Genomic DNA, 15,259 nt, shown 5'->3' with positions numbered 1-15,259 from the left:
CTGTCGCACGAGCGGTGCATGGCTTTGCGCAAAGCAAGGGGGGGTCAAACAAAAAGAGCCGCGCGGGCGGCCGCGCGGCTCTTCCGTTCAAAGCTTTCGCCGGGAGCTGCGGAGCAAAATCAGCTGGCGGCGCTGGCCGGGGCCGAACGCTCGGACAGCATCTGGCGCACGGCCGACATCGAGCCGCTCAACTCGTTGATGGCGTCGTCGATCAGCGCGCGCTGCTTCTGCAGGCGGGCAAGCTGCTTCTCCGACTTGTCGAGAGCCAGCCGCAGCTGCTTAGTGTTGGAACCCGTCGGATCGTAGAGATCCATCATCTGCTTGACGTCGCGTAGCGAGAACCCGACCTTGCGGCCGAGCAGGATCAGCTTCAGCCGCGCCTTGTCGCGACGCGTGTATAGCCGCGTCGCCCCATCGCGCTTTGGATTGAGCAGGCCCTTGTCTTCATAGAAACGCAGCGTGCGCAGCGTCACGCCGTATTTCTTGGCCATCTCGCCGATGCGCACGAGCTCCTCACTGGCTTCGGCAGACATATTGTTGGTGTTGGCCGCGGCTTCGCCGGGCGAAACAAGTTTCATAGTCACTGGCTTTCCCCTGTCGTGGCATCGCGGTCTCGGACCTTGCAACGCCTGAGTGGAAGCGGGGGCATGCTTCCAGTCGTGGTTTCAACTAATTCATCGCAAAAGGCACGAACGGCGCCCCTCTTACGTTTACGTCAATTCTATATCGATAGCCGCCGCATGACGCAAGGGCGTTCTGGGATTGCGAAACCTTATGCCGCACCCCGGCGCCGGGTCCGAACGGGCACCGCCTGTATTTCAGCAATGCCGTAACTTCTTAAGCTTGGTTAACACCTTGTTTACCACGATGGGTGAAATGTGCGGATGTCGGTCACCCGTGTTTATCCTGTAGCGAATTTTTCACGGTTTTTCGGAGAGCGGGCCTGGCCCGGGAAGCTCGTCTTCCGCCGCAGCAGTGCCGCGCGGCCGCCTTCGTTCCCGACAAGGACTTGGGAAACTGGCAGCAAGCCGGCCATTCTGAAAAACGGACGCATCGATGAACAGCAAGCGGTCCTATCTCGATACACTCAACGCCGGCAGGCCGCGCAGGCCGAACACCACACTTGATGAATTGAACCGCTCGCTGGAAACGCTGGAGCAGCGGCTGGAGCGCAAGCGCGAGGACGCCGCCGAGCGCTTCGATCCGCGCCGGCCGCCGGCAGAGCCGCGCTACGCAAGCGCCCAGCCCTACGCCCCGCCGCGCTGGTACGAGGACCCTCAGCCCACGCCGCGGCCGAAAGGCGCCGGGCCGGCCGGCTTCGACCAGAACTATCAGGCGATCGCGCGCGACATCGACCGCGTGCGCGGCCAGGAAGACAGCGTCGCCGTGGTCGGCAAGATCGCCGGCGAATTGCGTGGCCTGCGCGAGGAACTGCGCCATCAGATGACGGCCGGCCTGCAGCGCGAATTCGCCGCGTTGCGCAAGGACATCGAACGGGCCTTCCAGGCGAGCAACCAATCGGGTGGTCAGGCAGGCGGCTTGCCCGGCAAGGGCAGCGCCGAACTCGGCGTCGAATTCGAGCGGCTGTCCGGCGCCATCCAGACGCTGGCCGAGAAGAGCGACGACCGAAGCGTCAACATGCTGCGGCTCGAGCTCGAGCAGGTAAAGACGGCGCTCGACACATTGGCGCGCGAGGAAAGCGTGCTGAAGGTCGACCGCCGCTGGGACGATTTCGACCGCCGCTGGAGCGCGTTCGAGGACCGTGTCGACGCCGACCAGCGCAACCGCGCCGACGGCCCCGGATTTTCGGCCCTGACCGACCGGCTCGAACAGATCAGCAATGCGGTCCACAATCTGCCGGAATCGCTGTCGCTGCGCTCGATGGAAGAAAAGGTCCGCACGCTTGCCGGCGCCGTCGATCATTTCGTCAGCCAGCAGAGCAACCGCGGCGGCGACACGCTTGGCCTGATCGACGAACGGCTCGACGAGATTTCGCGCGCCATCGTCGCCTCGACCGTCGCCGCACAGGCCAATTCCTTCGACCCCGAACCCTTTGAACGCATCGAGAAGCGGATCGCCTCGCTGGCGCAGCAGATCGAGGAAGTCGTGCAGGTTCGTCCGAGCGGCGAGGTTCTCGACCGTCTCAGCACGCTGTCGAACAGGGTCGACGAGCTTGCCGGCCGCGCCAATCTGCCGGAACAGGCGATGGAGCGCCTCGGCAAGCAGATCGCGATGATCGCCGACAAGATCGACCGCGCCCCGGCCATGCCCGACGCCGACTATATCTTCCAGGGTCTGGAACAGCGCTTCGACGTGCTGTCGGGCATGATGGAACGCCGGCAGGGCGACGCCATCGAACAGGGCAACATGCTGTTTCGCGATCTCGAGCGGCGGCTGGACGAGGTTGCCGACCGGCTGGACCAGCGCCAGCCGCAGGCTGACAGCGCCGGCATCATGGACGCCATCGACGCACGCTTCACCGCGCTCGCCCAACGCATGGAGACGCGCATTCCCGATCCTGCCAACGAGGCGGCGATCCGCGGCCTGGAAAGCCGGCTCGAAGACATTTCAAGCCGGCTGGAATCGTCGGCCGCGCAGGTCGCCGGCATCGATCCGGCACTGATCCGCAGCCTCGAGGCGCAGGTCTCCAGCCTATCGGCGCATCTGTCGAAGCCCGGCACGCCGCTGCCGGAATTCGAGGACATCAGCCCGCGCCTCAACGAAATCGAGAAGTCGCTGGCCGGAACCCGCGAATCCATCATGGGCGCGGCACGCGAAGCAGCCGAGAGCGCCGTGCGCTCGCTGGCAGATTCCAACGCCAACACCGCGGCCGTTACCGGCCTTGCCCAGGATCTGAAGACGCTGGAAGCGCTGACGCGCCGTTCGGACGAGCGCAATTCACGGACATTCGAGGCGATCCACGACACGCTGCTCAAGATCGTCGATCGTCTGGGCTCGCTGGAGACCAGCGAACCGGCCGAGGCGGTGAGCGAGCTTCTGGATGCCCAGGCCGAGCCGGCGCGGCGGGCCCGCGCTGCACGCGCCTCCAAGATTTCGGTGCAGGACGCGCCATCGATGGATATCGACCGGCCGCTGCCGCTGACCGGAGACATGGCCGATCTCGACGGCCGCGCCGCCGTCATCATGCGCAGCGAGCCGGATATGCGCGCCGACTCGGGTACGCGTAGCGACCCAGGTACGCGTAGCGACCCGGTCATGGGCAGCGAACCAGTGCGGCGCTCGCCAGCCGAGGCTGCCGCGGCCGCTGCCCAGGCAGCGCTCGGTTCCGACAGGATTGCCGAGAAAGGCGAAGGCACGGCCAAGAAGTCGCTGTTCGGAGGATTGGCGCGCGCCTTCAGGGGCAAGAAGCCGGCTGACATGCCGCCGCTTGCCGGCTCGGGGCCCAATGTCGACATGCCGAGCGTCGATCTCGACGAGCCGCTCGATCCGAAGCTCGCCAACCGGCCGTTGGAGCCGGGCTCCGGCGCGCCCGACCTCAACGCCATCATGAAGCGCGTGCGCGACGAGCGTGGCCCACCGGTGCGCCAAAACTCCGGCGATGCATCGAAATCCGACTTCATTGCCGCTGCCAGGCGCGCGGCGCAAGCCGCGGCCGCCGAGGCCGACGCACTGAAACGCCAGTCCACCATGAAGGGCCCGGTCAAGGCGCTTCGTATCGGCGACCTGCTCAAGGCGCGGCGCAAGCCGATCCTGATGGGAGCGGTCGCGATCATGCTGGCGCTTGCCGGCCTCCAGTTGGGCAAGGCCTTCTTCGCCGACCCGGTCGAGGTCGCAAGCAACGATACAGCGCCGATCGTCGCCTCGCAGCCGGTCGAGACTGCTTCGGTCAACGCTGCCAGCCAACCCAAGGCAGACGCGCAGGTGGCCGTGCAGGACGCGCCGGCCCGGACCGTCAGGCAGGCGGAGCCCACGGAACCGGCAGCTGGCAACGATGCGCCAATGAATGCGGCCTCGATCGCCGAGCCCGAAATGCCGGCCGTGGAACCCGTGCCAGCGCCGGTGGCTCTGGCCGATCCGGCCCCCGCGCCAAATGCAATGCTGCCGAGGACCGCCACTGCGGAACCGGCGGCTGCCGACGCGCAGCCTGCGGCCGCCGTCATGGCGCCCTCGGCCTCGGATACGACGGCCTCGGATACTACCGGCGCCGTTCCGCCGGCTGATGCCGCGGTAACACCTGTCGTGGCCAAGATAGACGTTCCGGCCGATGCCGGCCCGCAAGCCTTGCGCGACGCGGCTGCCGGCGGTGACGCCAAGGCGCTGTTCGAACTCGGTTCGCGCTATGCTGAATCGCGCGGCGTCAAGGAAGACATGGCGGCAGCGGCCAAATGGTACGAAAAGTCGGCCGAGCTCGGCTTCGCACCGGCGGAGTACCGCATCGGCAATTTCTACGAGAAGGGCATCGGCGTCACGCGCGACGTCAAGAAGGCAAAGACCTTCTACCAGCTCGCCGCCGCGCAGGGTAATGCCAGCGCCATGCACAATCTGGCCGTTCTGTTTGCCATGGCCGCCGACGGCGTGACCGACAATGAATCGGCCGCGCACTGGTTTCAGGCGGCGGCCGATGTCGGCGTCAAGGACAGCCAGTTCAATCTCGGCATCCTGGCGGCAAAGGGCGTCGGCATGAAGCAGAGCCTGGAGGAATCCTACAAATGGTTCGCGCTCGTCGCCAAGACCGGCGACAAGGATGCGGCTGCAAAGCGCGACGAGGTCGCCACTGCGCTGCGCCCCGAACAGCTGGAGCGGGCGCGCGCCGCCACGGAACTGTGGAAGCCGAAGCCGCTCGACCCGGCGTCCAACTCGGCCGATATTCCTGAATCCTGGCAGGAAGGCACGCCGCAGACCACCGCCAGCGTCGACATGAAGAAGGCGGTCAAGAACATCCAGCTCATCCTCAACAAGAACGGCTACGATGCCGGCGGCGCCGATGGCGTGATGGGCGGCAAGACCAAGACCGCAATCATGGCTTTCCAGACCGACAACAAGATGCAGGCGACCGGCGAAATCGACGAAAAGCTGGTGAAGGCGCTGCTGGCGCACAAATAACGGCAGATGCGTCGCTAACGCGACGCCCTTGCCATACATTTGCCTGTTAACTGCTTGAGATGTTTTTTGTTTCGGTAGGGCGGCGGGGTTTGATCCCACTGCCCCGGCGGTGCAAGAAAGAATTGGCTTTTCGGTGCGACAATGCCCTGGAATGGCTGCAATCGCCGACAGGCAAACTGATCGAGACTGACGGGTGGGCATCTATCTCCCGATCGCGGAAATTTCCGTCAACGTCTTCGTGCTGCTGGCAATGGGCGCGGCGGTGGGTTTCCTGTCGGGCATGTTCGGGGTCGGTGGCGGCTTTCTGATCACGCCGCTCTTGATCTTCTACAACATCCCGCCGGCAATCGCCGTTGCTACCGGCGCCAACCAGGTTATCGCCTCCTCCTTCTCCGGCGCGCTGTCGCACATGAAGCGCGGCACGCTCGACTTCAAGCTCGGCGGGGTGCTGCTGGCCGGCGGCATCGTCGGCTCGACCGGAGGTATCTTTGTCTTTGCCTTCCTGCGCCGGCTCGGCCAACTCGATTTGTTCATTTCGCTGCTCTACGTCGTGCTGCTCGGCACCGTCGGCGGGCTGATGCTGGTCGAGAGCGTCAATGCGCTGCGCGCCACGCGCAGCGGTGCGGCGCCGGTCTTGAAGAAATCCGGCCAGCACAACTGGATCCACCGGCTGCCGCTGAAGATGCGCTTCAGGGCCTCGAAGCTGTTCGTCAGCGTCATTCCGGTGCTGGGGCTCGGCGCCGGCATCGGCTTCCTGTCGTCGATCATGGGTGTCGGCGGCGGCTTCATCATGGTGCCGGCGCTGATCTATCTCTTGAAAGTGCCGACCAACGTCGTCATCGGCACCTCGCTGTTCCAGATCATTTTCACCTCGGCCTACACCACGCTTGTCCACGCCACCACCAACCAGACGGTCGACGTCATGCTTGCCTTCCTGCTGATGGCGGGCGGCGTTGCCGGCGCGCAATATGGCGCCAAGGCAGGACAGAAGCTGCGCGGCGAACAGCTCAGGGCACTGCTGGCGCTGCTGGTGCTGGCGGTTGCCATCCGGCTTGCCATCGATCTCTTCGTCACGCCGCCAAACCTCTATTCGCTGACCGCCGCGGGCCTGAACTGATGCCGCGGTGGGGGATTTTTTCGGCCGCCGCTTTGCTTATCGCCGTCGCTCTGCCGGCCGCAGCGCAATCGCCGAACCCCTTGCCGGAAGGCATCCAGATCGGTCTCTCCACCGACGCCGTGTCGATCACCGCCGGTTTTTCCGGCGCCGACCTGACCATTTTCGGTTCGCTGGAAAACCCCGACCCGCTGGTCGCGCGACAGGGGCGCTACGACGTCATCGTCGTGCTCGAAGGCCCGCCGCGGCCGGTGGTGGTGCGCCGCAAGGACCGCGTGCTCGGCGTCTGGGTCAATCTGGAATCCGAAACCTTCGAGAACGTGCCGGTATCCTACTCCGTCGCCACGACGCGGCCGCTGCAGGACATCACCGAACCCAACAGCTACAAGCAGCTGTCGCTCGGCGCCTCCAACCTTTACATGCAGCCGGCCGAGGTAACCGACAGTCCGGCGACGATCGAGGAATTCACCGTGGCGCTGCGCGAGCGCAAGGCGGCGACCGGCCTCTATAGCGAGAATGTCGGCGGCGTGCAGTTCTTGTCGCAGAACCTGTTTCGCGCCACGGTGCGGCTGGCGCCCAACGTCCCGGTTGGAACGCATAAAGCCCGCGCGTTCCTGTTCAAGAGCGGCCTGTTCCTCAAGGAAAGCTCGGCCCAGCTCGAAATCCGCAAATCGGGTTTCGAACAGTCGATCTTCCGCGTCGCGCATGATTACTCCTTCCTCTACGGCGTCTTCTCCGTGTCGCTGGCCATGATCACCGGCTGGCTGGGCAGGCTGATCTTCCGCAGGGATTGACGCGCACGACCCATTTCCGGGGAAAGGGGGTTCCCCTTTTCTCAGTCTTGCGATAGACCGCCGCCTCCCAACCCTCGGGTTACACGCACAATCATTCGGCAGAACGGTCAGGCCTCTGGACGGCGCGCGCCTTGCGGACGCCCGCCACAGCGACGACCCAATGACAGGAGGCTGCAATGCACCAGGCATTTGGCGGCATCGATTTCGGCACGTCCAATTCTACGGTGGGCGTGATCCGCAACGGCCAGGCACGGCTGGTGGCGCTGGAAGGTGAACAGCCGACATTGCCAAGCGCGGTTTTCTTCAACTTCGAGGACGGTCACACCTATTTCGGCCGCCGCGCCATTGCCGACTACACCGATGCCATCGAAGGCCGGCTGATGCGGTCGCTGAAGAGCGTGCTCGGCAGTTCGCTGGCGCATGAGAAGACGCGGATCAAGGCCCGGCAGATCGGTTTCATCGACATTGTCGGCATGTTCGTCGGCCATTTGAAGAAGCGGCTTGAGGAAGATGCCGGCGCTCCGGTGGAGAACGTTGTGCTCGGCCGGCCGGTGCAATTTGTCGACGACGATGTGGAAGCCGATGCCAAGGCGCAAAGCGAGCTTGAAAAGGCGGCGCGCGCGCAAGGCTTCAAGCACATCGCCTTCCAGTTCGAACCGATCGCGGCAGCGCTCGACTATGAGCAGGACGTGAAGCGCGAGGAACTGGCGTTGATCGTCGACATGGGCGGCGGCACGTCCGACTTCTCGATCGTGCGCGTTTCGCCGCAACGCGCCCGCTCACGCGACCGCAAGGACGATATCCTGGCCAACCGCGGCATCCATATCGGCGGCACCGATTTCGACCGGCTGCTCAGCATTGCCCATGTCATGCCCAAGCTCGGCTATCTCTCGCCCACAAAAGACGGCAAGCGCAACCTGCCGGCGAGCTATTTCATTGATCTCGCGACGTGGCAACGCATCAACCTCGTTTACACCGCCAAGGCGATGACGCATCTGAGGCAGATCCGCTTCGAGGCCGTCCGCGCCGACCTTGTCGACCGCTTCATCCATATTGTCGAGCACCGTTACGGCCATGCGCTGGCCGGCCTGGTCGAACGAGCCAAGATCGCGCTGACAGATCAGGCTTCGGCTGATGTGACGGTGGCACTGCCCGGCGCGGGTTTTGCCGCCGAGATCACGCGGACCGGCCTGGAAGAGACCATCGCCGCCGACATCGAGCGGGTGTCCGCTACGGTGCGGCAGACGATTGCCGATGCCGGCATAACGGCGTCTGCGATCACCGCCGTATTCCTCACCGGCGGTTCGACCGCGATCCCGCTGGCACGGCGTGAAATCCTGTCGCTGGTGCCGCAAGCCGCCGTTATCGAGGGCGACATGTTCGGCTCGGTTGGCCTCGGCCTGGCGCTGGATGCGCAGCGGAAGTTCTCCTGAACACATAACTGCGGCTACCCACAATGACCATAAATACCCAAACGAGGCCGCACCATTTCACCCCGACCCTAGACCGATATCAGATGCCCTGAGGACGGCTATGCCGGGATGCCGTTCCCCGCTTCAGCGCCGAGATGCGCCTTGAGCGCCATCTGGGCCAGGCTTGCCCGGCGGTCACGATGGGTGATCATGGCGAAGTCGCGCTTCGGCAGTTCGAGCGGCACCGACCGGAGACTGCCCTCGGCGACGGCGCGTCCGACGACGAGGTCCGAGATGATGGTGGCGCCGGCGCCGGCCTCGATCGCCTGGCGAACCGCCTCGTTGCTCGGCAGCACCAGAAATATCTGCAGGTCGCCAAGCGATATCCCCTCGCGGCGGGCCAGGTCCTCCAGCACCTCGCGCGTGCCGGAACCACCCTCACGGATGATCCAGCGCAGCCCTCTGATATCCGGGCGGCCCGGCGCGATCTCGGCGATTTCGGGATGCGAGGCGGCGACGACCAGCATCAACCTGTCGACGTCGACCTTGGTGCGGCGGAGGATGTCTGACTCGGTGCGCCCCTCGACCAGACCGAGATCGGCGGTGCCGTCGAGCACATTGGCCTCGACCTGCCTGGTGTTGCCGATGCTGACGCTTAAGCGCACCGCCGGGTAGGCCTCGTGGAAAGAGGCCAGCCTGCGCGGCAGCCAGTAGCTGGCGATGGTCAGGCTGGCGGCGATGGACAGACTGCCGGCGACCGTCTGCGAGACATGCTCCAGCACATTTCGGGCGGCGGCGGCGCGTTCCAGCACCGCCTTGGCCTCGGGCAGGAAACGGTGGCCGGTCTGAGCCAGCTCGATGTTGCGGCCGACACGGTTGAACAGATGAACGCCATGCTGCTCTTCGAGCGCGCGGATGGCGGCCGACGCCGCCGACTGGGAGATGCCCAAAAGCTCCGCCGCCTTGGTCATATGGCCGCGTTCGGCAACGGCAACGAAAATGCGCAACTGGTCCAGCGTCATGTGTGCATTAAGAACCAATTCCGATCGAATTTACAAGAACAACTGATTAGACGGATCGATAGCTTTATTCTACTTTTTCTGCCGAAGTTAGAAAAAATTCGCCAACAAATCGCAGCCAACAAAATGATCGGGCGGTTCAGATCCCTGTTTGCGCATTGGACCCGTGGCCTCAGGCGGCGGCTGGCCGGCGACCGCTATCATCCTGAAGAACACTATATGCGTGGCCCCGGACCGAAGACGCGGGCCAAATTCGCAGGTAGCAAAAGCACGCCGGCATCATGAACCCAGCTGCGCCGCGCGGGGCCAATTCCGCACCGTCGCAACGGCCGCTTGCCGACACGCGCGCGCCGGATGAAGGCGACGGCGTCGACACCTCGCCCGATGTCTCCGACAGCATCGCCAAGACCACCTGCTATATGTGCGCCTGCCGCTGCGGCATTGACGTCCATATCAAGAACGGCAAGGTGCGCTACATCAACGGCAACAAGGACCATCCGGTCAACCGCGGCGTAATCTGCGGCAAGGGCAGCTCCGGCATCATGCAGCACTACAGCCCGGCGCGGCTGAAGAAGCCGCTGTTGCGCAGCGGCCTGCGCGGCTCGGGCGAATTCCGCGAGATCGAGTGGGAGGAAGCGTTTTCGATTGCGACCGGGCGGCTATCGAATATCCGCCGGGCCGATCCGAAAAAGCTCGCCTTCTTCACCGGGCGCGACCAGTCGCAGTCGCTGACCGGCTGGTGGGCGAGCCAGTTCGGCACGCCGAACTTCGCCGCCCATGGCGGCTTCTGCTCGGTCAACATGGCGGCCGGCGGGCTCTACACGATCGGCGGCTCGTTCTGGGAGTTCGGCGAGCCGGACTGGGACAATACGAAATACTTCATGCTGTTCGGCGTCGCCGAGGACCATGATTCCAACCCGATCAAGATCGGCTTGGGTAAACTCAAGGCGCGCGGCGCCAAGGTGGTGTCGATCAACCCCTGTCGCACCGGCTACAACGCCATTGCCGACGACTGGATCGGGATCCGGCCCGGCACCGACGGCCTCTTCGTCTTCGCCCTAATCCATGAACTGCTGAAGGCAGGCCGCGTCGATCTCGATTATCTGCTGCGCTACACCAACGCCCATGTGCTGGTCGTCCAGGAGCCGGGCGCGGTCGATGACGGGCTATTCCTGCGCGACAGCGACAACAATCTTCTCGCGTGGGACAGAGTGGCGAAGACAACCGTCAACGCAGCCGATGCGGATGCGAAGCCGGCGCTGACCGGCAGCTTCACGTTCGCCGGCCGCCGCTGCGTGCCGGTGTTCCGGCTTATCGCCGACCGCTACATGGACGACAGCTACGCACCCGATGCGGTCGCGGCACGATGCGGCATTCCGGCCGACACCATCCGCCGGATCGCTGCCGAACTCGCCCACGTCGCCTTCGAACAGACGGTCGAACTGCCGGTTGCGTGGACCGACTGGGCCGGACGCCGGCACGAGACGATCAAGGGACGGCCGGTGTCGATGCATGCCATGCGCGGCATCTCGGCCCACTCCAACGGCTTTCACTCCTGCCGCGCCATCCACCTGCTGCAGGTGCTGCTCGGCACGGTGGACGTGCCCGGCGGCTTCCGTTTCAAGCCCCCCTACCCGCGCTCGGCGCCCCCGGGACCGAAGCCGGCCGGCAAGGTGGTCAGGCCGATGACGCCGCTCGACGGCATGCCGCTCGGCTTCGTCTGCGGGCCGGACGATCTCCTGGTCGACGAGGCCGGCACGCCTTTGCGCATCGACAAGGCTTATTCCTGGGATGCGCCGCTCGCCGCGCATGGGCTGATGCATACGGTCATCCGAAATGCGTGGGCCGGTGACCCGTACCCGATCGACACGCTGATGATGTACATGTCGAACATGGCTTGGAATTCCTCGATGAACACCGTCGAGACCATTGCCATGCTCACCGACCATGACGAAGCGGGTAACTACAAGATCCCCTTCATCATCTATTCCGACGCCTATTATTCCGAGACGGTGCCGTTCGCCGATCTGGTGCTGCCCGACACCACCTATCTCGAACGTCACGACTGCATCAGCCTGCTCGACCGGCCGATCAGCCATGCCGACGGGCCGGGCGACGCGATCCGCCATCCGGTGGTCGAACCGGACCGAGATGTCAGGCCGTTCCAATCGGTGCTGATCGAACTTGGCGCTCGGCTTGGCCTGCCCGGCTTCGTCGAGGACGATAGCTCGGCCAGATATGCCGACTATGCCGACTACATCGTCAATCACGAACGCACGCCCGGCATTGGGCCGCTCGCCGGCTGGCGCGGCAAGGACGGCACGTCTGTCGGCGAGGGCGAAGTCAATCCCGACCAGTTGCAGCACTACATCGACAATGGCGGCTTCTGGCACCAGGATTTTGCTGAGGACCAGCGCTATTACAAGATGGCGAACCGCTCCTATCTCGACTTCGCAGAGCAGATGGGGTTCATCCCCAAGGCCGAGCCGATCGTGTTCCAGCTCTATTGCGAACCGATGCAGCGCTTTCGCCTCGCCGCGCGCGGTCATGGTCGCGTCCAACCGCCGGAGAGCGAGCGCCAGCGCATCGAGACCTATATGGACCCGCTGCCGTTCTGGTTTACGCCGTTCGAGGAGGCCGCCGTCGATCCGCAGAAATATCCGCTGCATGCGCTGACGCAGCGGCCGATGCACATGTATCATTCCTGGGGTTCGCAGAACGCGTGGCTGCGGCAAATCACCAGCCAGAACCGCCTGTTCGTGCACCACAAGACCGCGGCGGGCCTCGGCCTTTTCGACGACGACTGGGTGTGGATCGAAAGCATCAATGGCCGGGTGAAGGGGCAGATCAAGCTGGTCGACGGGGTCAATGCGGATACGGTCTGGACATGGAACGCCATCGGCAAAAGGCGCGGCAGCTGGGGGCTTAAGGACAACGCTGCCGAGAGCAATCGCGGCTTCCTGCTCAACCACATTATCGGCGACCAGACATCGGCTGACGCGAAAGGCAAACGCTATTCGAATTCCGATCCGGTGACCGGCCAGGCGGCGTGGTTCGACCTCAGGGTACGCATCCTCAAATGCTCTGATGAGGAAGCCGGCTTCACCGAACCGCAATTCGAGCGTTTCAGCCAGCCGCCAAATGTCGAGCCTTCGCCCGACATCCTTCGCTTCGGCGCCGAGTTCCGCGTCAATAGGGAAGCCGTGGAATGACCTGCCTTCCCGCCCATACAGACAAGAAGCTTGGCCTGGTCATCGACCTCGACACCTGCGTCGGCTGCCAGGCCTGCGTCACCGCCTGCAAGGAGTGGAACACCGGCGGCCACATGGCGCCGCTGACCGACATCGACCCCTATGGCGGCCATGTCGACGGCGTCTGGTTCAACCGCGTGCACAGCTACGAGCACACGACCGAGGCGGGCGGGCGCACGGTCAACTTTCCGCGCTCCTGCCTGCATTGCGAGACGCCTGCCTGCGTCACTGTCTGCCCGACCGGCGCGTCCTACAAGCGGGCGTCGGACGGCATCGTGCTGATCGACGAAAGCAAATGCATCGGCTGCAAACTGTGCAGCTGGGCGTGCCCCTATGGCGCGCGCGAATTCGACACCGATGTCGGCGTGATGAAGAAATGCACGCTTTGCGTCGATCGCATCTACAATGACAATCTGGCCGAGGAAGACCGCGTGCCGGCCTGCGTTGCCGCCTGCCCGACCAGCGCCCGGCATTTCGGCGATCTCGGCGATCCCTCGTCGGCTGTCTCGCAACTGGTGGCGGAGCGTGGCGGCGTCGACCTGATGCCGGAGATGGGCTACAAACCGACCAACAAATATCTGCCGCCGCGCGCCCAGCGCGCCGCATCGGTGCCGGCGCCAAGGCTCGAGCCAGTCACGGCCGAAGGCGGTTTTCTCGGCTGGATCGACCGCATGCTTTCGAACTGACCAATGCATCCAGCCTTTTCCGTCGTCTTCTTCACAACTGCCACAGGAGCGGGCTACGGCCTGCTGGCGCTGCTTGGCGTGCTTGGCGGACTGGGTTTTATCCCGGCCCATTTCTGGCTCGGCCTTATCGGCATGGGGCTGTCGCTCGGCCTGATCGCCGCCGGCCTATTGTCCTCGACCGGCCATCTCGGCCGCCCCGAACGTGCATGGCGCGCCTTCTCGCAATGGCGCAGTTCCTGGCTGTCGCGCGAAGGCGTGGCCTCGGTCGCGACCTTCATTCCCGCCGGGCTGTTCGGCATCGGCTGGGTGTTTTTTGGCCGCACCGGAGGCTGGATGGCCATCGCCGGGTTTCTCGCAACTATCGGCGCAATCGTCACCGTCTGCACCACCGGCATGATCTATGCCTCGCTGAAGCCGATCGCGCAGTGGCATAGCCCGTATACGCTGCCGGGCTATGTCATCTTTTCGGCGATGACCGGCAGCGTGCTGTTGAACGCGCTGCTGCAGGCTTTCGCCATCAGCCCGACCGCCGTTGCGGTAGCCGCCCTGCTGCTGACCTTGCTCGGCTGGGGCTGGAAGCTGGCGACGTGGCGATACAATGACGCGCTGGAGATTGCGAGCACCGCCAACACGGCAACGGGGCTCGCCGGGGGTACAGTGCGCTCACTGGAATGGCCGCACACCGAAGAGAACTACCTGCTCAAGGAAATGGGCTTTCGCATCGCGCGCAAGCACGGCGCCAGGCTGCGTCGTATCACGCAGGTGCTGGCTTTCGCCTTGCCTGCCCTGCTGCTTGCTGTTCTGTTCGCTTTGCCCTGGCCGTTCGCAGCGGCGCTGTCGGTGCTTGCGGCAATCGTCCAGTTTGCCGGCATGCTGGTCGAGCGCTGGCTGTTCTTCGCCGAGGCGAAGCACACCGTCACCCTCTATTACGGCCGGTAGAGCGTCCCGCCGTCAGGCGGCTCGCGCTTCTGGCGCGACGGGCAAATCCTTAAGGAGGATTTCGATCGCGGCATCGACAACAGCTGTCCTGCGGTCGTGCGCGTAAAGGCCGTATTGGACCGTGAGCGGCTCGGGCAGACCGGCTGACGTCTTCAGCACCCGCATCGAAGCGGTGCGCACCGATTCGGGCGGAAGCAGTCCAACGCCCAGTCCGTTCTCGATCGCCGCCTGAAGGCCGGTGACGCTCTGGCAGGACAAGGCGATCCTGTGCTGCCGGCCGGCGGCAACCAGCGCCTCTATCATACGCCTGCGCCAAGGGCAGGTTGCGCCAAAGGCGACGAGATCGAGCGGCCGGTCATGATCCAGCACATAGTCCTGGGCACAGACCCACTGCAGTTCGACATTCCATGTCCTCAGGGCATCGGCTGTTACGACGGATGTCGGGGCAATCATGACATCCAGCGCGTCCTCGCTCCATAGCCGTCCGAGCGAGACGCTGTGCTCGACCATCGCGCCAAGGCTGATGTCGGGATAGGTGCGATGCAGCCGCCCGAGCGCGGCCGAAAGCGCTGCCGTCGTGACCTCCTCGGCGAGACCGATTCGCACGCCGCCGCCTATGCCGGTCTGCTGCAGACGCGCCACCGCTTCATCGCCGAGAGCCAGGATGCGGGTGGCGTATCCCAGAAAGAGCTCTCCCTCCGCAGTCGGTACGACACCGCGGCCGGTGCGCTGGAACAAGTGCCGTTGGAGCAGGCCCTCCAGCCGGCGCATCTGCATGCTCAGCGCCGATTGGGTCTTACCGGTCTGCGCGGCGACCCTGCTCAGGCTACCCTGCCGGCAGACCGCGACATAGGTGCGGAGAAGGTCGAGGCCGATCTGTTCAGATATCATTTTGTTTGAACTCTGATGTCACCGGTATCAGTCTACAATGATATCCCGCCACGCGCTATCTCACACTCAAGGGAACAGCGCAGGGGAGA

At 64.5% G+C, this 15,259-nt stretch carries 11 protein-coding genes; 8 read left to right on the top strand and 3 right to left on the bottom strand.

Annotated elements, in window-relative coordinates; all coding sequences use genetic code 11:
* Nucleotides 1-119 precede the first annotated feature (119 nt).
* Nucleotides 120-578 carry a MerR family transcriptional regulator gene (locus NKI46_RS12930; protein ID WP_023669610.1) on the bottom strand — a complete coding sequence of 153 codons (459 nt, stop codon included), beginning with the start codon at nt 576-578 and terminating at the stop codon, nt 120-122.
* Between the two features lie 478 nt (nt 579-1,056).
* Here NKI46_RS12930 and NKI46_RS12925 point away from each other — a divergent pair, with 478 nt between their 5' ends.
* From NKI46_RS12925 to NKI46_RS12910, 4 genes are all read left to right on the top strand, one after another.
* A complete protein-coding gene (locus NKI46_RS12925; RefSeq protein ID WP_023738203.1) occupies nt 1,057-5,064 on the top strand; it encodes an SEL1-like repeat protein in 4,008 nt (1,335 codons plus the stop codon).
* 193 nt (nt 5,065-5,257) lie between these two features.
* Entirely contained in the window at nt 5,258-6,181 is a 924-nt protein-coding gene (locus NKI46_RS12920; RefSeq protein WP_023669608.1) for a sulfite exporter TauE/SafE family protein, read from the top strand.
* Nucleotides 6,181-6,972, top strand: a complete 792-nt coding sequence (locus NKI46_RS12915) for a TIGR02186 family protein (protein ID WP_023696705.1) — start codon at nt 6,181-6,183, stop codon at nt 6,970-6,972. Before NKI46_RS12920 ends, NKI46_RS12915 begins: the two co-directional genes overlap by 1 nt.
* A 176-nt stretch (nt 6,973-7,148) precedes the next feature.
* Nucleotides 7,149-8,405 (top strand): Hsp70 family protein, encoded by a 1,257-nt coding sequence (locus tag NKI46_RS12910; protein WP_023738202.1) that lies wholly within the window; start codon nt 7,149-7,151, stop codon nt 8,403-8,405.
* Between the two features lie 98 nt (nt 8,406-8,503).
* Here the strand turns inward: NKI46_RS12910 and NKI46_RS12905 are convergent, their stop codons facing one another.
* Nucleotides 8,504-9,406, bottom strand: coding sequence for a LysR substrate-binding domain-containing protein (locus tag NKI46_RS12905; protein ID WP_023738201.1), 903 nt, complete (start codon nt 9,404-9,406; stop codon nt 8,504-8,506).
* Here NKI46_RS12905 and NKI46_RS12900 point away from each other — a divergent pair.
* From NKI46_RS12900 to NKI46_RS12885, 4 genes are read left to right on the top strand one after another with little or no spacing between them, the layout of a single operon-like run.
* Complete coding sequence (locus tag NKI46_RS12900; RefSeq protein ID WP_198031477.1) at nt 9,356-9,688, top strand: hypothetical protein; 333 nt, start codon at nt 9,356-9,358, stop codon at nt 9,686-9,688. The two genes, NKI46_RS12905 and NKI46_RS12900, sit on opposite strands and share 51 nt — an antisense overlap.
* On the top strand, nt 9,685-12,615 hold the full coding sequence (locus NKI46_RS12895) for a molybdopterin oxidoreductase family protein (protein ID WP_023738200.1): 2,931 nt from the start codon (nt 9,685-9,687) through the stop codon (nt 12,613-12,615). The genes NKI46_RS12900 and NKI46_RS12895 overlap by 4 nt, the downstream gene beginning before the upstream one ends.
* Nucleotides 12,612-13,340, top strand: coding sequence for a 4Fe-4S dicluster domain-containing protein (locus tag NKI46_RS12890; protein ID WP_023738199.1), 729 nt, complete (start codon nt 12,612-12,614; stop codon nt 13,338-13,340). Before NKI46_RS12895 ends, NKI46_RS12890 begins: the two co-directional genes overlap by 4 nt.
* 3 nt (nt 13,341-13,343) lie before the next feature.
* A complete protein-coding gene (locus NKI46_RS12885) occupies nt 13,344-14,279 on the top strand; it encodes a dimethyl sulfoxide reductase anchor subunit family protein (RefSeq protein ID WP_023738198.1) in 936 nt (311 codons plus the stop codon).
* A 12-nt stretch (nt 14,280-14,291) separates the two neighbouring features.
* Here the strand turns inward: NKI46_RS12885 and NKI46_RS12880 are convergent, their stop codons facing one another.
* Nucleotides 14,292-15,170 (bottom strand): LysR substrate-binding domain-containing protein, encoded by an 879-nt coding sequence (locus tag NKI46_RS12880; protein ID WP_023681972.1) that lies wholly within the window; start codon nt 15,168-15,170, stop codon nt 14,292-14,294.
* Nucleotides 15,171-15,259: the final 89 nt, after the last annotated feature.

The organism is Mesorhizobium sp. M0615 (assembly GCF_040320805.1).
GTDB lineage: Bacteria > Pseudomonadota > Alphaproteobacteria > Rhizobiales > Rhizobiaceae > Mesorhizobium.
This window is presented reverse-complemented; position numbering and strand designations above follow the sequence as displayed.